This window comes from Brevibacterium picturae (genome assembly GCF_900105045.1).
GTDB lineage: Bacteria > Actinomycetota > Actinomycetes > Actinomycetales > Brevibacteriaceae > Brevibacterium > Brevibacterium picturae.
Map to the genome: position 1 here is coordinate 3,521,909 of NZ_LT629739.1, position 18,538 is coordinate 3,540,446.

Genomic DNA, 18,538 nt, shown 5'->3' on the forward strand with positions numbered 1-18,538 from the left:
GGGTGCAAGTGTGACGCAGGGAGGAACATGCTCGAAGTTCGCGGCGGTAATCCGCTAGGTGGAACCGTCCAAGTCAGAGGCGCCAAGAACCTGGTGCCCAAGGCCATGGTCGCCTCATTGTTGGGGGAGACACCCTCCATCCTGCGAGGGGTGCCGCAGATCAGGGACGTCGAGATCGTCACCGGTCTGCTCGAACTCCACGGTGTTCGGGTCACACCCGGCCACGACGGCCAGCTGCCCGACGGTGAACTTCACCTCGACCCCTCCGACATGGCACAGGGGTCGATCGTCGACATCGACGCGCATGCCGGATCCTCACGGATCCCGATCCTCTTCTGTGGGCCGCTTCTGCACAGCCTGGGCCAAGCCTTCATTCCGGATCTGGGCGGCTGTCACATCGGCGACCGTCCCATCAACTTCCACCTCGACGTGCTGCGGCAGTTCGGCGCCGAGGTCGACAAAACCTCCGGCGGCATCATGCTCACCACCCGGGGACGCCTCCAGGGCACGAAGGTCGAGCTGCCCTTCCCCTCCGTGGGCGCGACAGAGCAGGTGCTGCTGACCGCGGTCCGCGCCGAAGGCGTGACCGAACTGCGCAATGCGGCCATCGAACCCGAGATCATGGACCTCATCGCGCTGCTGCAGAAGATGGGCGCCATCATCACCGTCGACACCGATCGCGTGGTGCGCATCGAAGGTGTGCAGTCCCTGCGCGGCTTCATCCACCGGGCCCTGCCCGACCGCAACGAGACCGCCTCCTGGGCCTCGGCCGCACTGGCCACCGGGGGAGACATCTTCGTCGAAGGCGCCTCCCAGCCTGAACTCATCACCTTTCTCAACGTCTTCCGTCGCATCGGCGGCGAGTTCGAGGTCGAAGAGACAGGTATCCGATTCCGCCACCCGGGCGGCAAACTCACCTCCTTCGCATTGGAGACCGATGTGCACCCGGGCTTCATGACCGACTGGCAGCAGCCGCTTGTCGTCGCCATGACCCAGGCCGAAGGTCTCTCGATCATCCACGAAACCGTGTATGAGAACCGCTTCGGCTTCACCCAGGCGCTGCGCGAGATGGGTGCCCAGATCCAGCTCTACCGCGAGTGCCTCGGCGGCACTCCCTGCCGCTTCGGACGCCGCAACTATCGGCACTCGGCCGTGGTCTCCGGACCCACCGAACTCACGGGATCACGCATCGACGTGCCCGATCTGCGCGGCGGTTTCAGCCACCTCATCGCTGCTCTGGCCGCGCGCGGCACCAGCGAGGTCCACGGCATCGAACTCATCAACCGCGGATACGAGAACTTCCTCGACAAGCTCATCGGCCTCGGTGCCGAGGTCGCCGCATGAGCGACGAGGACGTGCTGGTCTCCTTCGAACCCTCCGCGGTCAGGTCCCAGCGCAGAGTCGCATTCGTCGTGGCCTCGGCCGCCTACGGACTCTACCGGCTGACCTCGAAGATCAAGGTCGACAACGCCGAGATACTGCCCCCACGGACGCCGCGGATGCAACGCTTGCGGGGGATGCCAGCGAACCAGGGCGGCGGTGCCATCATCGCCGCCTACCATGCCAGCCACCTCGACCCGATTCTCGTCGGGCTCGCATTGTGGCGCAACGGGCACCTGCCGCACTTCCTGGCCAAATCGACCCTGTTCTCCGGTGCCTTGGGTGCTGTCCTGCGCGGACTGGGCCAGATCCCGGTTCTGCGGTCCTCAAACCAGGCCGGCGATTCCCTCGAATACGCGAAAGAGGCGCTGGCGAAGGGCGAATGCGTCGTCATCTACCCGGAGGGGACGCTGACGAAGGACACCGAACTGTGGCCCCAGCACTTCAAATCCGGCACCGCCAGACTCGCCCTCGAGACCGGTGCCCCGATCATTCCCGTCGCGCACTGGGGCCTCCAGGAGATCTTTCCCCAGGGGGCGAAGGTGCCCAAGTTCCGACCTCTGCGACACACATCCGTGGTCCGATTCGGTGACCCCATCGACTACCTGGATCTGTGGCCCCACCGGGAGGAGAAGAGGTCCAAGACGGTGCTCACACACCGTCTGACGAACACCATTGCAACCATGGTCGGCGAGCTCTCGCGCCGAGAGCTGCCGGAGAGATTCCACACCGAGGAGGCAGGCGAATGAGCGTCGAGAAGACCGCAGTGCTGGGCGCTGGATCGTGGGGGACGACCTATGCCGCCGTCGTAGCCGACGCCGGATTCCCCGTCACCCTCTGGGCCCGCCGGTCCGAGGTCGCAGACGAGATCACCACCTCACACACGAATGAACGGTACTTGGGCGAGAGGGTCCTGCCCGAACTGCTCACTGCCACCGATGATGACATCGCCGCCGTCACCGATGCAGAAGTCATCATCCTCGCCGTTCCCGCACAGTCACTGCGGGAGAACCTCGGCCGGTGGAAGCCGCACCTGCGTCCGGGAGTGAAGCTCGTGAGCCTGATGAAGGGCATCGAGGTCGACACGGGCAAGCGCATGTCCGAGGTCATCGCCGAGGTCGCCGAGGTGGACCCGGCCCAGATCGCGGTCGTCTCCGGCCCGAACCTGGCCCGTGAGATCGCCGATCAGCAGCCCACTGCCACCGTCGTGGCTTCGGAGAGCATCGACACCGCCGAGGTGATCGCTGAGATCAGCGCGAACGGGTACTTCCGGCCCTATACGAACACCGACGTCGTCGGCGTCGAAATGGGCGGTGCCGTCAAGAACGTCATCGCCCTGGCAGTCGGCATCGCCGATGGACAGAAGCTCGGCGACAACTCCAAGGCCTCGATCATCACCCGCGGGCTGGCCGAAACCTCCCGCCTGGGCGCTGCCATGGGTGCGCAGCCGCACACCCTGTCCGGGTTGGCGGGACTCGGCGACCTCGTGGCCACCTGTGCCTCGCCGCTGTCACGGAATCGGACATTCGGGCGCCACCTCGGCGAGGGAATGAGCCTCGAGGACGTCATCGCCCACACTTCGCAGACCGCAGAGGGAGTGAAGTCGGCCGCCGCCATCCTCGCGCTGGGCCGAAGGTACGAGGTTGACCTGCCGATCACAGAGGCAGTGTGCGCAGTCCTCGGCGGGCGACTCAGGGTTGACGAACTCGCCGGTTTGCTGTTGTCTCGGAAGCGTAAGCACGAGGGACCGCCAGCCTGAGACCCTCGCACCAGATCGCACCATTTCACACGACAAGGAGCAGACATGAGCGCAAACTCACCGTTCTACAACCTTTCTGATGTTCCGACATTCACTCTCACCAGCACGGACATCGAGAACGGGGCCGAACTGACCGGACCGCAGCTCTCGGGAGCGATGGGTGTCGACGGTGGCCAGGATGCCTCGCCGCAGCTGTCGTGGTCGGGCTTCCCGGCCGAGACCAAGGCCTTCGCCGTGACCTGCTACGATCCTGACGCACCGACCGGATCCGGCTTCTGGCACTGGGTCGTGACGGACCTCGACGCATCGACGACCAGCCTGCCCACGAACGCCGGTGATCCTTCGGCAGATCTGCTGCCGGCCGGGACCGTGACGCTGCGCAATGACGCGGGCGAACCGCGCTTCGTCGGCGCCGCTCCACCACAGGGTCACGGCCCGCACCGCTACTTCTTCATCGTCACGGCGCTGGCGGAGCCTCTGGGTCTCGACGAATCCGCGTCACCGGCCTTCGCCGGGTTCAACATGTTCTTCAAGGGCATCGCGCGTGCATGGCTGGAATGCACGTTCGAGCTCAAGTGAGCTAGAGTTTTCCAGTCCGTACAAACGGTCACGCGCTAACGACCAAGGATATCTATGCCTGAATCTGATCACCGGCCACTCGTCGCCGTCCTCTTCGGCGGACGATCGAGCGAACACGCTGTCAGCTGCGTCACTGCTGCCGGGGTCATTCAGGCCATCGACGACGATGCCTATCGTGTGCTGCCGATCGGCATCACGAAGTCCGGTGTGTGGCGCATCGTCGAGGACTGGTCGACGATGGCCTTCGACCCGGCGAATATGCCCGAGGTCATCGACAACGGAACCGAAGTCATCCCGCCGATCTCCGCCCAGGGCCTGCCCCTGCTGCACCGGGACGCCGAGGGACTCTACACCGAACTCGGGTCCGTCGATGTGTTCTTCCCACTCCTGCACGGCCAGTACGGGGAGGACGGAACCCTGCAGGGCCTGTTCGAACTCAGCGACACCGCGTTCGTCGGCTCCGGAGTCTTCGCCTCGGCGGCGAGCATGGACAAGCACTATACGAAGTCCCTGATGGCTCATGCCGGGATCCCGACGTGCCCGTGGGAGCTCGTGACCGAAACCATGTGGGAGACCGATCAGGCCGACGCCGAGGCTCGGATCCTGGCGCTGAGTCTGCCCGTGTTCGTCAAGCCCGCCCGCGCAGGATCATCGATGGGAGTCAGCCGCGTCGAATCCGCCGCTGGGCTGGATGCGGCGCTGCGTTCGGCATTCGACCATGATTCCAAGGTCATCGTCGAACCGCAGGTCGTCGGGCGCGAGATCGAGTGCGCGGTGCTCGGCTCCGTACACGACCGGGATGTCAGGGTCTCCTACCCCGGAGAGATCGAAGTCTCCGGAGACCACTCGTTCTACGACTTCGAGGCCAAGTACCTCGACCTCGCCGATGCGCAGCTGACCTGCCCGGCGCGCGTCGACGAGGAGACGACGGCACGGATCCAGGAGCTCTCGGCTTCGGTGTTCCGACTCTTCGACTGCACGGGACTCTCCCGTGTCGATACGTTCGTCACAGACTCCGGTGAGGTCCTCATCAACGAGATCAACACTCTTCCGGGGTTCACCCCCACCTCGGCGTATCCATTCATGTGGGCGAACTCGGGCATCGAATACCCGGCGCTCATCTCCGAGCTGATCACCATCGCCTTGGTCGACCACGCCCGCACCCACTGAAGGCAGCTCACGCCCGCTGAGGGCAGACAGCTCACTGAAGGCAGCTCCCTGAAAGCAGCTCACGCCCACTGAGAACAGCGAGCGGGCGCGGGCCTGGCGCGCCAGTTCAGCTGACGAGTCAGCCCTCGAGGTCTTGGGCTCCCACGCACTCGGCCTCGGGCTTGATGGAAGAGGCGAGGGCCGGTGAGATGGCCGCGAGCACGTTGTTGCCCGATTCGGCCTTGCGGTTGACGAGGACTTCGACGGCGGGAGTGCGTCCGTAGCTAGTGAACACCCAGGTGTCGTTCTCGTCGGAGGGCTGCGAGATCCAATCGACACCGCTCACGCTCACGCACCGATCGGTGGTGGGTCCCGGCGGGGTGACGCCACACCGAGCGACCGCGATATTCGGATCTCCCCACGCCTTCGTGCCCTGCGACGATGTCGAGCGCTCCTCCTCGCCCGAGATCACAGCGGGCAGTTGGAGCATGACGTCGGCACATTTGGGATTCTGTGCGTCCTCTGCCGGCTCGACGACGACCGTTCGCTCACACCCTGCCAGGCTCACACCGGCCAGCACAGTGGCGACGGCAGCAAGAGCGAAGGTGCGTGTCTTCCGAGCCGACGTGCGAGGGGACGTGCCAGGAGACGTACGAGTCGACGGGCGGAGGCGGCGGGATCTCATACAACTACCGTATCTCCCGATAACCTTGAACCATGACCCGACTGTCCGAACTTGGCGAATCACACGTCCTCGAACGCATCCTCTCTCACAACCGCAGCGGTTCGCAGGTGATCATCGGCCCCGGCGATGATGCCGCAGTGACCGCGGTGGAGGGCAATCTGGTGTCGACGGCGGACATGCTCGTGGAGAACGAAGACTTCACTCGCTCCTGGCTCGACTGGAGGCGGTTGGGGATCAAAGCCGCAGCACAGAACCTCTCCGACGTGTGCGTCATGGGTGCCAAGCCGCACGGGCTGCTGGTGTCACTGGCCGTGCCGAACTCCACCGAGATCGAGGATCTCGAGGCTCTCTTCGCCGGGATCGTCGCCGAGGCGAACCGTGCCGGTGACGAACTCGGATGCGAGATCCCCATCATCGGCGGCGACCTTTCGTCATCGGGACTCATCGTCATCGCGATCACGGCCTTGGGCACTGTCGGGGATCCCGGAGTCACGTCTGCAGGAAACGGTGGTGTGATCACTCGCGCAGGGGCGAGGCCGGGCGACTCGATCTACCTGGCCGGAACCATCGGTCGCGCGGCCGCCGGATTGGATCTCCTCTTCGCCAGAGCAGACGGCGAGTACGGGAAGGACCCCGACGACCTTGGGGCCGACGCAGACCTGCGAGAACTCATCAACACTCAGCTGGCTCCACAACCTGACTATGCAGCCGTCGCACACTTGGGGACCGCCTCGGCGATGATCGATGTCTCCGATGGACTGAGCACGGATCTGGGCCGAGTCGCTGCGGCGTCTGGAGTGCATGCGGACATCGACCGCGCCTCATTGCAGGAACTCATCGATCCGCTGCTGCCCGCGGCGAGGCACCTGGCCCAAAAGACGGTGACAGCTGAGGAACTGGCGCTGAGCTGGGTGCTGAACGGGGGAGAGGACCATGGCTTCCTCGCGTCGTCGGCGCAGTTCGGTACACCTCCGGTAGGCTGGCGGAGAATCGGAGAGATGAGACCAGGCCACGGCGTCAGTCTCGACGGCGCACCGGTGCCGACGAGCGGCTTCAGCCATTTCGGGAAGTGACATGAGCGGACCCAATCAAGCCATCGGGCTCAACGGCCGCCTGGCCGCCAGGTGGGCTCGGCGTGCGGTTGATCGACTGCGCAAGGAACGCGTCGAGATCGACGAACTCAACGTCTTCCCCGTCCCCGACGGCGACACCGGCACGAACATGTATCACACCCTGCGCAGCGCCTATCTGGCTGTCGAGGAGCTCACCGGCCCCGTCACCCTGCCCCAGGTCGTCGCCGCACTCGCCGAAGGCGCCGGACGTGGTGCTCGCGGAAACTCAGGACTCATCCTCGCCGTCGCACTCCGCGGAGTTGCCGATGCTCTGGACGGCGTGACCGTGGCGACGCCGGAGGCCATGGCCGCAGCCCTCGAGCTTGCCTCGGCCCGCGCTCGGCAGGCGGTCGCCCGACCTGTCGACGGCACCATGCTCACGGTCCTCGACGCCATGGCCACCGAGGCCAGGGAGAAGGCCGAAGCGAGTGTGAACCTCGTCGAACTCATCTCGGCAGTGCGCCTGCGCTCCCGCTCGGCACTGCGGGAGACCACCGGGCAGCTGCCCATGCTCCGCGAAGCCGAGGTCGTCGACGCCGGCTCGACCGGAATCGTCGAACTCTTCGACCTCCTCTATGCCACGGTCACCGGCCGGACACCACAGGATTCGATGCTCGGCGAAATCACCGGGTCCCCGCGGGTCGTCCACCAGGCTGGCACCGATGAACTCGAGATCGTTGCGCTGCTGGTTACGGATCCCGCATCGTCTGATGGCGGAAGGCCCACATCGTCCCTCGCCGAGGCGCTGGATGACCTGGGCGGGACATCGATCGTCATCAACGGCCCCAAGGTACACGTCCACGTCGCCGACGAGGCCACCGCCGTGACCGTCCTCGACCACCTCGCCGGCTTCGGCATCGCCCGCCTGGACATGGAGGATCTGCGCCTGCACGAGGAAGAGGGCGAGACTCACCTGGTGGCCATCGTCTCCGGCACCGGTCTGCTCATGCACTGTGCGCTCAACGGGGCGAGCGCACTGACACCGGACTCCGGTGACGCGGTGCGTCTGACCACGGACATCATCGCCGAGGAGGAGCGCGAAGTCCTCGTCGTCCCCAGCTCCACAACCATGGTGAAATCACTGGGACAGGTCGCCGGGGGACACGTCGTCCGCTCCCGCAATGTCGCCACTCTGCTCTCTGCCGTCGCGGTCTACGACCAGTTCGCCCCGGCAGCGGAGATCTTCGCCGATATGACCGAAGCCGCGGCCGGAACCCGTGTCGGAACCATCGTCTCGGCAGAACAGCTGGCTCTCCACCCGCCCACGGGTGCCCTGCCGGTCATCGGCGACGCCGCAGGTTCGCCGGGGACGCGATCGATCCCGGCCTCCCACCCCTCACAGTTCTACCGGGTCTTCATCGACGGGAAGGTCAAGACCCAGAGCACCGAACTCACAACCCTGGTCGAGAAGCTCGCCGATCGACTGCTGGGAGCCGGGGGAGAGCTCCTCACCGTCGTCCACGGTCCCGGCTGCGCCCCCGATGTCCTCTCCCAACTGCGGGACTGGATCAGCAAATCACACGCTCAGGTGCGATTCCAGGACATCGACTCGCGGGATCGGGCGACACTGCTCATCATGGGAGTCGAATGAGCGCCCGCCTCGACGACTATTTCACCGCACGAGACCGCGGTGCACTCAAGAAGCGCGGGATCACCTCGGTGGCGGATCTCTTCCGCTTCTTCCCCCGCAGATTCCTCGTGCCCGGGGAGAAGACACCGCTGGGTGGCCTCCCGTTGGGCGAGACGGCGATCCTGCAGGCCGAGGTCATCTCCGTCGACACCAGGCGCATGCAGAGGCGGCGTGGAACCATCACCGATGTTCTCGTCCACGATGGGCAGCAATCGATGAAGATCGCCTTCTTCAACCAGCGGTGGCTGGACAAACAGCTGGCCCCCGGACTCACAGTCGTCTTCGCTGGGAAGGTCGAGGAGTACCGCGGGCAGCTGACCCTGAACTCACCCACCTGGCTCAATCGGGACGAACACGACGAGAAGTGGACTCCGGAGGATCTCAACTCCCCGTTCCCCGTCTACCCCCGCGTCAAAGGCATCGCACAGACGCGCCTGTGGAAGGCCATCAAGGTTCTCCTCGATGTCGCCGACCCAGCAGAGTTCGAGGACCCGCTGCCGAGTGCAATGCGAGCCGACCTTGACCTTCCTGAGCTGCGCACCGCGTTCAATGACATGCATCGGCCGAGGTCAGCGACAGCGACGGAGAAGGCCAAACAGCGTTGGAAGTGGGAGGAGGCGCTCGCACTGCAGGCGGAGTTCGTCTCCCGCAAGGCCGACTACGAACAGCTCGAGGCGACCCCGCTGCTCAACGTCGGTGCCAGGAGCGAGAGGTTCGATGAGAGTCTGCCCTTCTATCTCACCGCATCGCAGCTGCGCGTCGGAGCCGAGATCGAAGCAGACATCGGACGGAGAACGGCGATGCACCGTCTGCTCCACGGCGACGTCGGCTCCGGCAAGACCGTCGTGGCACTGCGGGCGATGCTCACGGCCGTCGATTCGGGAGCTCAGGCTGCGATGCTCGCGCCCACAGAGGTGCTCGCCACTCAGCATTTCCGCTCAATCGAGAACCTCCTCGGCGATCAGATGGCGCTGAGCCCGCTGCTGTCGGGCGATGACCAGGTTCGGGTGGCGCTGATGACCGGGTCGATGCCCGCGCGGGAACGCAAACAGCTCGCCCTCGACCTCGCCACAGGTCAGATCGACATCGTCGTCGGGACGCATGCGCTGATGTCGGATACGACCATGTTCGACCGACTGGGCCTCATCGTCGTCGACGAGCAGCACAGGTTCGGCGTTGAACAGCGTGAGGCGCTGCGGGCGAAGGCCGGGCTCAAGGTCCCACACACGCTGGTGATGTCTGCGACCCCGATTCCGCGGACCGTGGCGATGACGGTCTTCGCCGACCTCGATGTCTCCACCCTCGACGAAATGCCCGCGGGCACCAAGAACATCACCACCCACGCCGTGTCACTGGGAGACCATCCCAACTGGTTGGGCCGCGTCCGCCAGCTCATCGACGAGGCGGCTGAGACCGGCAGAGGCACCTTCGTGGTCTTCCCGCGCATCGACCCCTCCGATATCGAGGACCCCGAGACGGGTGAGGTGACCGGCCATCGAGGCGGAATCGAGGACCTGCGCGAGAGGCTGAAGAACTCCGAGGAACTCCAGTCACGTTCGATCGAACTTCTCCATGGCCGGATGTCGACGGCGGAGAAGGATCGGACGATGGCCGCATTCGTCTCCGGCGATATCGACATCCTGGTCTCCACGACCGTCATCGAGGTCGGAGTCGACGTTCCTCGGGCCACCATGATGGTCGTCTTCGAAGCGGAGCGATTCGGTGTGGCTCAGCTCCATCAGCTGCGCGGACGTGTTGGGCGTGATGGCAGTGCGGCCATGTGCTTCCTGCTCACCGAGGCACCCGAGGACGATGAGAGCTTCGAGCGACTCCGTGAAGTGGCAGGAACCCTCGACGGTTTTGCCTTGGCCGAGTATGATCTCGGCAGTCGGGGTGAGGGCGATGTGCTCGGTGCCTCACAGTGGGGAGGATCCTCACTGCAGCACCTGTCGATCCTGCGCGATGCCCCGATCGTCGAAGAGGCGAGGGACATCGCGGAGAAGATCATCTCCGTCGACCCTGATCTGAGTTCGCTGCCGGCTCTGCGGACCTTCATCAACCGAGTCCTGCCCGCGGAATCGGCTCATTTCATCGAGGCGAGCTGAGATGTCGGACGGCGCAGTGGCGCTGTCAGGAGCCGAACCGAGAATGCTGAGTGAGTGGAAGGACGAGCAATGAGGATCATCGCTGGTGCGTTCAAGGGATCCCGGCTCGTCGCACCGGGCGGGTCGAACACCCGCCCGACCTCGGACCGGGTCAAGGAATCCCTCTTCTCCATGCTCGACGGCTACGGGGTCCTGCAGGCCGCGAATGTCCTCGACCTTTTCGCCGGCTCCGGTGGGCTGGGCCTCGAAGCCATGTCCCGGGGAGCGGCCGAAGCAGATTTCGTCGATTCGGCCAGCGCCTCTGCCCGCGCTGTCGAAGCGAACGCTCAGAAGCTGGGAATCGACCATTCGACCAGGATCCATTCCGCGGATGTCGTCTCGTTCCTCAGCAGTCAGCGTGCGCCGAGACAGGTGATGGCTGAAGCGCAGGCGCCCGTGTATCAGGCGTCGGAAGGGCACGCGGCGGAGCCTGTTGAGGTGCTGGAGACCCGCAGCGATCTCGACGACGGTGAGGGGCGCATCTTCGACCTGGTGTTCATGGACCCGCCCTACCCGATGGGTGAGGACGCTGTGACTCAGATCCTCGGCAGACTCGCCGGACTCCTCGACATGGAATCCATCGTCGTGGTCGAACGGGCCTCACGAGCTCCGGAGCCCACGATGCCGGCCGCTCTCGAGGTCTTCCGTTCGAAGACCTTCGGCGAGACGGCACTGTACTTCGTCCAGCTCAGGGGTGAAGCCGACGAATCGGGGGACGCGGCGGAAGCCGACGAACCCGCGTGAGCCGGTCCCACCACGGCAGTTGAGGCCCACCGGAGTTGTACTCCCGTGGGCCTCGAACGGTTCGTGGCGGTTACTGCACGCTGATCAGGAAGCTACTGCACGCTCGAGAGGAACGAACGCGTCCGCTCATGCTGTGGGTTGTTGAAGAGCTGATCCGGTGGACCTTCTTCGAGCACCTGACCACCGTCGAACATCATCACCCGATGCGAGACCTCGCGCGCGAACTGCATCTCGTGGGTGACCAGGAGCATCGTGATGTCGGTCGTCTCCGCGATGTCGCGGAGGACTTCGAGGACATCTCCGACGAGCTCGGGGTCGAGCGCGGAGGTCACCTCGTCGAGGAGGAGGATCTCCGGACTCATCGCCAGAGCCCGTGCGATGGCCACACGCTGCTGCTGTCCGCCCGAGAGGCGAGTGGGATGCTCATCGGCCTTGTCTGCGAGTCCGACCTTGTCCAACAGGGACTTCGCCTCTGCCACGGCATCGGCCTTGGATCTGCCCAGCACATGGACAGGCGCCTCGATGATGTTCTCGAGCACCGTCATGTTGGGGAAGAGATTGAACTGCTGGAAGACCATGCCGATCCGTGTCGTCATGGCACGGGTCGTCTTCGAGGGCAGTTCGACGCGCTTGCCGTTCTTCTCGGTGTGGGTCAGCGGCTTGCCGTCGACGTGAATGTATCCGCCGGTCAGCTCCTCCAAGGTCATGACAAGGCGGAGGATCGTCGTCTTCCCCGAACCGCTGGGCCCGATCAGGGTCACGCGCTCTCCGGGAGCGACAGTGAAGTTGAGGTCCTTGAGGACCGTCGTCTTCCCGAACCGCTTCTCCACGTCTTTGAACTCGATGGCCGGTGAGGCTGAGCCCGGGGTGTTCGCCGGCGGAGTTGATGAGGTGCTCTCAGTAGGTGGCAAGGCGCTTCTCCAATCGTTGGATGAGCAGGGATGTCGGGTAGCTGGCTGCGAGGAAGATGATGCCGGCCAGGGTGAAGGCTTCCGTGTAGGCGAACTTCGCCGCACCGAACTGCTGCGCCGAGGTGACGAGTTCGACCACCGAGATAGCAAACAGGAACGGGGTGTCCTTGAACATTGCCACGGCGTAGTTGCCCAAGGACGGGATCGTAGCGCGCAATGCCTGTGGAAGCACGACTGCGGTGAACTTGCGCACCGGTGGCAGCGACAGCGCGGTTGCTGCCTCGTGCTGCCCCGGCGGCACCGAATCGATGCCCGCACGGTAGCTCTCCGACATGTAGGTCGAGTAGTGGATGCCGATGACGATGAAGCCGATGACGAGCGCGGGTACGTCCACCAGGCCGGGTATCCCGGCGAAGATGAAGTACACGAACATCAGCTGCATGACCAGCGGCGTATTGCGGACGAAGGCGACGAGCAGTCGAATCAGCCAATTGATCCAGCGTGGCAGTGAGCGGATCGCGATGGCGATGATGAGGCCCAGCACCGCGGCGATCAGGGTGCCGACGCCGGTGGCGATGAGCGTGTTGACGAATCCCCGCAGGAGGAGCGGCAGCGCTTCGGCGGCGAATTCCCAATTCCAAATCACAGGCCACCTCCTTGTCCGGCAGCGGCTTCGGAGCCGGGCATCTTCGGTTGGTCTCGGTCATCTCGAGCGTCGCGCCGTGCTGCACGGCGGTCGGCACGAGAATTCGGCCGTCTGCGGCCCAGCTTTGCTGTGGCCCTGCGCTCGAGGTAGTTCATCCCCTCCTGCAGCAGCCAGGCGATGATGAAGTAGATGATGAGCCCGATCGTGAACGAGAAGTAGGTGTCGTTCGTCGACTGTCGCAGCTGATCGATCTTCTCAGTCAGATCCTGCAGGGTGATGAAGGAGACCACTGCTGTGCCCTTGAGGAGCTGGATGAGCAGTGTCGCCAGGGAAGGGATCATCAGAGCCCAACCTTGCGGGAAGATGACGCGGAGCATGCGTCTGGTCGGTGAGAGGCTGAGCGCGATCGCTGCCTCCCACTGGCCGGGCGCGACGGTCTTGATCGAGGAACGGACCACCTCGGCGGAGTAAGCGCCGTAGTTGAGTGCCAGCGCACCGATGCCGCAGGCGATGGGGTCGAGGTCGACCCCGAGGAGGGGGAAGACGTAGAAGAGCCAGAACAGCTGCACGAGCAGAGAGGTGCCGCGGAAGAACTCGACGACGATTCGAGCGGGAATGCGCATCCAGGCGTGCGACGAGGTCATCGAGAGTCCGAGGACGACGGCGACGACGATCGCGCCGATCGATCCCAGGACCGTGAGGATGAGGGTTGTCTGAATTCCCTCCCACAACTGTGGGAGGAAATTCAGCAACGTGGTGAAATTGTCAGTCATGATCGGGAATGCCCCGTGGCCGATCAGGACTCGGCTGTGGGGAGTTCACCCTTGCACAGCTGCTCGGTTGTGATCTCGCCGGTGGGACGCTCTTCCTTCGTGAAGCCGTAGTCGCCGACGACGTCGAGGTATTTCTGCTCGTCGGACACGATCTTCTCGAGCTCCTTGTTCCAAGCATCCTTGAGTTCAGAATCGTCGGTGCGGAACACCGTGGCACCTGCACCGACCTGTGGCACTCCATCGATCTCCTGAACGAAGGACTCACTGACCTCAACGCCGGCGTCCGGGTTGTTCTTGGCCATCCAGTTGAGCGAAATTCCGGTGAGAGCGAAGACATCGGCACGGCCTGTGGTCACGGCATCCATGCCGTCCTGCGGTGTGCCGACTTCCTGAGTGTCGATGCCCAGTTCCTTGGCGTAGACGGTGGTTTCGATTGCGCCGCTCATCGTCGCGAGCTTGAGGCCTTCGTCCTTGACATCCTGCATGTCCTTCAAGCCCTTGCCCTCGCCTTCCTTGGTCATCAGGGCAGTGGTGTACATGAACTCAGGGTTGCCGAAGGAGGCCTGCTCGCAGCGGTCAGGAAGAATCGACATTCCGGCAGAGATGGCACCGAAGCGGTCGGCATTGAGGCCAGGGATCAGGGAGCCGAATTCGGTGTTGACGCCTTCGACGTCCTCGACGCCGAGCTCCTTGAAGATCGTCTTGGCCATTTCGACTGAGGCACCCTGAAGTTCGCCGTCCTTTTCGAAACTGTACGGTGCTTCACCGGCGAAGCCGACGGAGATCGTCCCGGCGTCGATGGCCTTCTGGAGTGTGCTCTTGTCGGAATCGCTTCCGCCGCAGGCCCCCAGGGCGAGTGTCAGGGCGATGATCGAGGTCGCGGCGGCTAGCCCCTTGATGGCTTTCATAGCTGTCCCTTTCTTAGTACGTCGACACATCTTCGTGACATGCGTCTCAAGGACACTATTCAATACTTTTGTTGTCCGGATGTCACACTGTCAGACAACGTTATATGATCGTGATATGCCTCAACCCCCCTACTTCGGAGCTCCCGGTCCTGCGCAAGGTCATCCGATCCTCGACGATCGACCTCATCGCCGACCAGATCCGCAACGCCATCTACAGCGGTTCACTGGACCCCGGGCAGTCCATCAACGAGGTTCGCACGGCCGAACTCCTCGACGTCTCCAGACCATCCCTGCGGGAGGCTCTGCAGCGCCTCGTCAGCGAGGGGGTGATGGCTCATGCACCCGGCCGCGGAGTCAGGGTCAAACGGATGAGACCGAACGACATCGACGACGTCTACGCGGTCAGGGAAGCCATCGAAGCACAGGCGGTGAAGGTCGTCATCCGGTCGGGAAAGCCGATTGTGCGCATCCACCAGTCGCTGGAACGGCTCGAGCATGCGATCGAAGGCAACACTGCGCGCCTCGTCGGCGACGCCGACCTCGACTTCCACCACTCGATCGTCGCCTGTTCCGGCTCGGTCAGGCTCAGCGACCTGATGAAGGTCTCGATGGTCCACACCCGACTGCTTTCACTCTCCGACCCGCGCGGATACGAGGTCAGGTGCGACCTCATCGAAACGCACAGACACCTGCTGGAGGCGATCGCCGACGGGGACGAGGCACGGTCCCTGACCATCGTGGGAAGAGTCATGGCCGGAGCCGCTGCTCGACTGCACCATTCACAGACGGATACCGAGGCCATCATCGTCAAGGCCGCCGCACGTGAGGCCGGCGTCGACGACCAGTGGTCGCAGCTGCGAGATACGATGAAGCCATGAAGGTTGTCTGCCCCGGTTCCTATGACCCGATCACCATGGGTCATCTCGACGTCATCGCCCGCAGTGCCCGCCTGTTCGACGAGGTGGTCGTGGCCGTCGTCCACAATCCCAAGAAGTCCGGTCGCTTCGATCCTCAGGCGCGCGCCGATCTCATCCGCCGCAGCCTGGACGAGGACGAACGGACCCAAGGGGCCGAGAACATCGTTATCGACACCGTCGCCGGCGGTCTCCTCGTCGACTACTGCACGTCCATCGACGCGCCTGCCGTGGTCAAGGGACTGCGCTCGGGCACGGACTTCGCTTATGAACTGCCGATGGCGCTGATGAACAAGCATCTCAGTGAGCTCGAGACGATCTTCGTTCCGGGAAACCCCGAGTTCGAACACGTCTCGTCCTCACTCATCAAGGAAGTCCACGCCGGCGGGGGAGACATCACAGGCCTGGTGCCGAACGCAGTGCTGACCGCGCTGAACGCCGGCGACTGAGGCATGCCGCTTCCCTCCTCCTCATCCCGGGCGTGGTTCCTGGGTCTGATCTTCCACACCGTCATCGCGCACGCGACGTACAACGGTGTGCGCGTCCTCATCTCCTACCGGACGCTGGAGTTGGGCGGCAGCGGAGTCGTCCTCGGTCTCATGACCGCCTGCTATTCCCTCGTCCCGCTGCTCACCGCGCTTCTCGTCGGACGACTCGTCGACCGCGGATACGCCACCGCTGTGCTGTGGACGGGAACAATACTGTCGATCGTGCCCGTCGGCCTCGCGGCGATGGCGCCCAACCTCGGCGTGCTCCTCATCGCCACGATGTGTCTGGGCCTGGGACAGCTGCTGACCACGGTCGCCTCGCAGGCGCTGATCCCGCAGAGCTTCCCGGCCTCGGCCCTGACGTCGAAGTTCGGGTACCTCACCCTCGGCGTCTCGATCGGGCAGACGATCGGTCTGCCCGTGGCCGGTGCCATCGCCGGCGCGACGGACGGTGCACCGCAGATCGTGACCGCCCTGTGGTTCATGACGGCGGTCTCCGCGCTGACGCTGGTCGCGGCGGTCATCGTCATGCTCCGCGGTCGGACCCCTCACGTCTCCCGCGCCGAGGCGGCCAAGGACGCCCGTACGCCGCTGACCCTGCTGTCGATCCGGGGAATGAAACCCGCGATCCTCGCCTCGATGACCACCCTGGCCGCGGTCGACCTCATGACCGCGTATCTGCCGCTCATCGGCCAGCAGAACGGACTGTCGGTGACGACCGTGACCTGGCTGCTCACCCTGCGCACGCTGGCCTCGGTGATCTCGCGCCTGCTCATCGGGATGCTCACACGCAAGTGGCGCAACCTCTCGCTGTTGTGGACCGCCTCGGCGTTGGCCGGTGTCTGCATCATCCTCATCCCCGTCTTCACGCAGCCGTGGATGTTGGCGATCCTGCTCCTCCTGGCCGGATTCTGCTTCGGCCTCACCCAGCCGCTGACGATGACCTGGGTCTCGACCTTGTCGGACCCGGCCAATCGAGCCGCAGTTCTCTCGATCCGCCTTGCCGGCAACCGACTCAGCCAGGTGGCGATCCCCTCGGCAGCGTCGCTGCTGACCCTGATCGCACCCTCGGGTATCGTTTTCACGATCTCCGGGGCACTGCTGCTGGCAGCCGGCGGGGTGACGCTGCGCAATCAGCACGAGAAATGGTGATCAGGAACACCGGCGCGATGTCAGAAGGCCGATTGGTAATGGTGGGCGATGATGACTAGAATGGTGAGTCGCGTGTGAACGTAGGAGTAAGCATCCTCAATCACATAATGGAGGAGTGAGCATGAAGAAGCAGTCTGAGTTCGTCTACGATCTCAGGTCGATGGGATTGCTCGGTCATCCTGGTGAATGGGAACGGGTGAACACCACCCTGTCTGCTCCGGCGGATCTCAAGATCGAAGTGATCGGGGTCGCTGAAGGTTCACCACTGGCACTCGAGCTGATGTTCGAAAGCGTGTCAGAGGGGATCTACGTGTCGGGCACAGTCTCGGCCACGGCCCGCGGCGAGGACGTGAGGACTCTCGACGAAATCGAGTTGCCTATAGATGTCGACATCCGGGAGATGTATGTCTATGAGCAGGCCGAGGGCGACGAGGACTCCTATGTCATCGACCGCGATCAGCTCGACCTCGAGCCGGCGATCAGAGACGCTGTTGTGATGGCTCTGCCCTTCAGTCCGTCAAAGGACCGAAGTGAAGAGTTCAGCTTCACTCTGGGTGAGGACCTGGAGGTCGACGACAGCGAATCGGACTCGCCGTTCGCATCATTGAAGAGTTTGTTGGATGAGAAGAAAGAGAGCTAGACGTGGCTGTTCCAAAGCGTAAATTGTCGCGCAGCAACACCCGCCACCGTCGTTCGCAGTGGAAGGCCCAGGCACCTAACCTGGTCAAGACTGTGGAGAACGGTCGCGTTGTGTACTCGCGCCCTCACCAGGCCAAGGTTGTCGAAGACTCGGCCGGCACCCCGCTGTTCCTTGAATACAAGGGACGCAAGGTCGCTGACGTCTGACCTGTGGACACAGACACCACAGCGCAACTGCAGGAGAGTCTCGGGATCGATATTGATCCCGAGACTTTTCGTCTCGCCCTGACACACCGCTCCTTCGCCTTCGAAGCCGGCGGCATTCCCACGAACGAGCGGCTCGAATTCCTCGGCGACTCCGTCCTGGGGCTCGTGGCCACCGAATCGCTGTACTACGACAATCCCGATCTGGCCGAAGGTTCCTTGGCTAAGATGCGCTCCGCCGTGGTCAACACCCGAGCACTGGCGTCGATCGCGCGCAAGTACGAGATCGGTCCCCACATCCTGCTGGGCAAGGGCGAAGAGCTCACCGGCGGCCGCAACAAGGACTCGATCCTCGCCGACACCGTCGAGGCTCTCATCGGCGCCACCTTCGTCGCCCGTGGACGCGAAGAGGCCTTCGCCTTCGTCCATCGCCTCATCGATGCGATGCTGAACGACGCCGTGAATCTCGGTGCCGGAATGGACTACAAGACGACCCTGCAGGAAGCAGCGGCCGATCTGGACCTGGGCGCCGTGAGCTACGAAATCGTCTCCTCGGGACCCGACCACGCCATGGTCTTCACCGCCACAGCACTCCTGGGCACCAACGGCTGGGGCAGCGGCGACGGATCCTCGAAGAAGAACGCCGAAGCCGCGGCCGCGGAAGTCGCCGTCAAGGCCATCCGCACCATCTACCCGGACTACACGCGCTGAGGCATTCCTG

The 18,538-nt window shown here is 64.1% G+C and carries 20 protein-coding genes; 15 read left to right on the top strand and 5 right to left on the bottom strand.

The genetic code is table 11. The features are described from left to right. The first annotated feature begins 27 nt into the window (after nt 1-27). From murA to BLT92_RS16100, 5 genes are read left to right on the top strand one after another with little or no spacing between them, the layout of a single operon-like run. Nucleotides 28-1,344, top strand: a complete 1,317-nt coding sequence (gene murA / locus BLT92_RS16080; protein WP_092107176.1) for a UDP-N-acetylglucosamine 1-carboxyvinyltransferase — start codon at nt 28-30, stop codon at nt 1,342-1,344. Further along, nucleotides 1,341-2,129 carry a lysophospholipid acyltransferase family protein gene (locus BLT92_RS16085; protein ID WP_092107178.1) on the top strand — a complete coding sequence of 263 codons (789 nt, stop codon included), beginning with the start codon at nt 1,341-1,343 and terminating at the stop codon, nt 2,127-2,129. Before murA ends, BLT92_RS16085 begins: the two co-directional genes overlap by 4 nt. Next, nucleotides 2,126-3,139 carry an NAD(P)H-dependent glycerol-3-phosphate dehydrogenase gene (locus BLT92_RS16090; RefSeq protein ID WP_092107180.1) on the top strand — a complete coding sequence of 338 codons (1,014 nt, stop codon included), beginning with the start codon at nt 2,126-2,128 and terminating at the stop codon, nt 3,137-3,139. Before BLT92_RS16085 ends, BLT92_RS16090 begins: the two co-directional genes overlap by 4 nt. 45 nt (nt 3,140-3,184) lie before the next feature. Beyond that, nucleotides 3,185-3,718 carry a YbhB/YbcL family Raf kinase inhibitor-like protein gene (locus BLT92_RS16095; RefSeq protein WP_092107182.1) on the top strand — a complete coding sequence of 178 codons (534 nt, stop codon included), beginning with the start codon at nt 3,185-3,187 and terminating at the stop codon, nt 3,716-3,718. Between the two features lie 54 nt (nt 3,719-3,772). Continuing rightward, nucleotides 3,773-4,888, top strand: a complete 1,116-nt coding sequence (locus BLT92_RS16100) for a D-alanine--D-alanine ligase family protein (RefSeq protein ID WP_092107184.1) — start codon at nt 3,773-3,775, stop codon at nt 4,886-4,888. 118 nt (nt 4,889-5,006) lie between these two features. Here BLT92_RS16100 and BLT92_RS16105 read toward each other — a convergent pair whose 3' ends face one another. Next, the gene (locus BLT92_RS16105) at nt 5,007-5,552 is read right to left on the bottom strand and encodes a DUF3515 domain-containing protein (RefSeq protein ID WP_092107186.1); all 546 of its coding nucleotides are present in this window, start codon (nt 5,550-5,552) and stop codon (nt 5,007-5,009) included. A 32-nt stretch (nt 5,553-5,584) separates the two neighbouring features. On the opposite strand from BLT92_RS16105, the gene thiL reads away from it, so the two are divergent. The 4 genes from thiL (at nt 5,585) to BLT92_RS16125 (ending at nt 11,182) form a co-directional block, all read left to right on the top strand. Further along, the gene (gene thiL, locus BLT92_RS16110; protein ID WP_092107188.1) at nt 5,585-6,625 is read left to right on the top strand and encodes a thiamine-phosphate kinase; all 1,041 of its coding nucleotides are present in this window, start codon (nt 5,585-5,587) and stop codon (nt 6,623-6,625) included. 1 nt (nt 6,626) lies between these two features. Continuing rightward, nucleotides 6,627-8,255, top strand: coding sequence for a DAK2 domain-containing protein (locus BLT92_RS16115; RefSeq protein WP_092107190.1), 1,629 nt, complete (start codon nt 6,627-6,629; stop codon nt 8,253-8,255). Further along, nucleotides 8,252-10,399 carry an ATP-dependent DNA helicase RecG gene (locus tag BLT92_RS16120; RefSeq protein ID WP_092107192.1) on the top strand — a complete coding sequence of 716 codons (2,148 nt, stop codon included), beginning with the start codon at nt 8,252-8,254 and terminating at the stop codon, nt 10,397-10,399. The genes BLT92_RS16115 and BLT92_RS16120 overlap by 4 nt, the downstream gene beginning before the upstream one ends. 69 nt (nt 10,400-10,468) lie before the next feature. Continuing rightward, nucleotides 10,469-11,182: an RsmD family RNA methyltransferase gene (locus BLT92_RS16125; protein WP_092107194.1), complete on the top strand. Its 714-nt coding sequence runs from the start codon at nt 10,469-10,471 to the stop codon at nt 11,180-11,182. A gap of 92 nt (nt 11,183-11,274) precedes the next feature. Here BLT92_RS16125 and ehuA read toward each other — a convergent pair whose 3' ends face one another. The 4 genes from ehuA to ehuB are packed head-to-tail and all read right to left on the bottom strand — an operon-like array spanning nt 11,275 to nt 14,420. Further along, nucleotides 11,275-12,093 carry an ectoine/hydroxyectoine ABC transporter ATP-binding protein EhuA gene (gene ehuA / locus BLT92_RS16130; RefSeq protein WP_092107196.1) on the bottom strand — a complete coding sequence of 273 codons (819 nt, stop codon included), beginning with the start codon at nt 12,091-12,093 and terminating at the stop codon, nt 11,275-11,277. Further along, the gene (gene ehuD, locus BLT92_RS16135; protein ID WP_092107198.1) at nt 12,080-12,739 is read right to left on the bottom strand and encodes an ectoine/hydroxyectoine ABC transporter permease subunit EhuD; all 660 of its coding nucleotides are present in this window, start codon (nt 12,737-12,739) and stop codon (nt 12,080-12,082) included. The genes ehuA and ehuD overlap by 14 nt, the downstream gene beginning before the upstream one ends. Continuing rightward, complete coding sequence (gene ehuC / locus BLT92_RS16140; protein WP_092107200.1) at nt 12,736-13,512, bottom strand: ectoine/hydroxyectoine ABC transporter permease subunit EhuC; 777 nt, start codon at nt 13,510-13,512, stop codon at nt 12,736-12,738. The genes ehuD and ehuC overlap by 4 nt, the downstream gene beginning before the upstream one ends. Before the next feature lie 23 nt (nt 13,513-13,535). Beyond that, a complete protein-coding gene (ehuB, locus tag BLT92_RS16145; protein WP_092107202.1) occupies nt 13,536-14,420 on the bottom strand; it encodes an ectoine/hydroxyectoine ABC transporter substrate-binding protein EhuB in 885 nt (294 codons plus the stop codon). A gap of 104 nt (nt 14,421-14,524) precedes the next feature. On the opposite strand from ehuB, the gene BLT92_RS16150 reads away from it, so the two are divergent. From BLT92_RS16150 to rnc, 6 genes are all read left to right on the top strand, one after another. Then, a complete protein-coding gene (locus BLT92_RS16150; protein ID WP_092107204.1) occupies nt 14,525-15,298 on the top strand; it encodes a GntR family transcriptional regulator in 774 nt (257 codons plus the stop codon). Further along, the gene (coaD, locus tag BLT92_RS16155) at nt 15,295-15,783 is read left to right on the top strand and encodes a pantetheine-phosphate adenylyltransferase (RefSeq protein ID WP_092107206.1); all 489 of its coding nucleotides are present in this window, start codon (nt 15,295-15,297) and stop codon (nt 15,781-15,783) included. Before BLT92_RS16150 ends, coaD begins: the two co-directional genes overlap by 4 nt. A 3-nt stretch (nt 15,784-15,786) precedes the next feature. Continuing rightward, nucleotides 15,787-16,974 carry an MFS transporter gene (locus tag BLT92_RS16160; RefSeq protein ID WP_092107208.1) on the top strand — a complete coding sequence of 396 codons (1,188 nt, stop codon included), beginning with the start codon at nt 15,787-15,789 and terminating at the stop codon, nt 16,972-16,974. A gap of 121 nt (nt 16,975-17,095) precedes the next feature. Next, nucleotides 17,096-17,614 (top strand): YceD family protein, encoded by a 519-nt coding sequence (locus tag BLT92_RS16165; protein WP_092107210.1) that lies wholly within the window; start codon nt 17,096-17,098, stop codon nt 17,612-17,614. A gap of 2 nt (nt 17,615-17,616) precedes the next feature. After that, a complete protein-coding gene (gene rpmF, locus BLT92_RS16170) occupies nt 17,617-17,820 on the top strand; it encodes a 50S ribosomal protein L32 (RefSeq protein ID WP_092107212.1) in 204 nt (67 codons plus the stop codon). Nucleotides 17,821-17,823: 3 nt separating this feature from the next. Then, complete coding sequence (rnc, locus tag BLT92_RS16175; protein ID WP_092107214.1) at nt 17,824-18,528, top strand: ribonuclease III; 705 nt, start codon at nt 17,824-17,826, stop codon at nt 18,526-18,528. Nucleotides 18,529-18,538 lie beyond the last annotated feature (10 nt).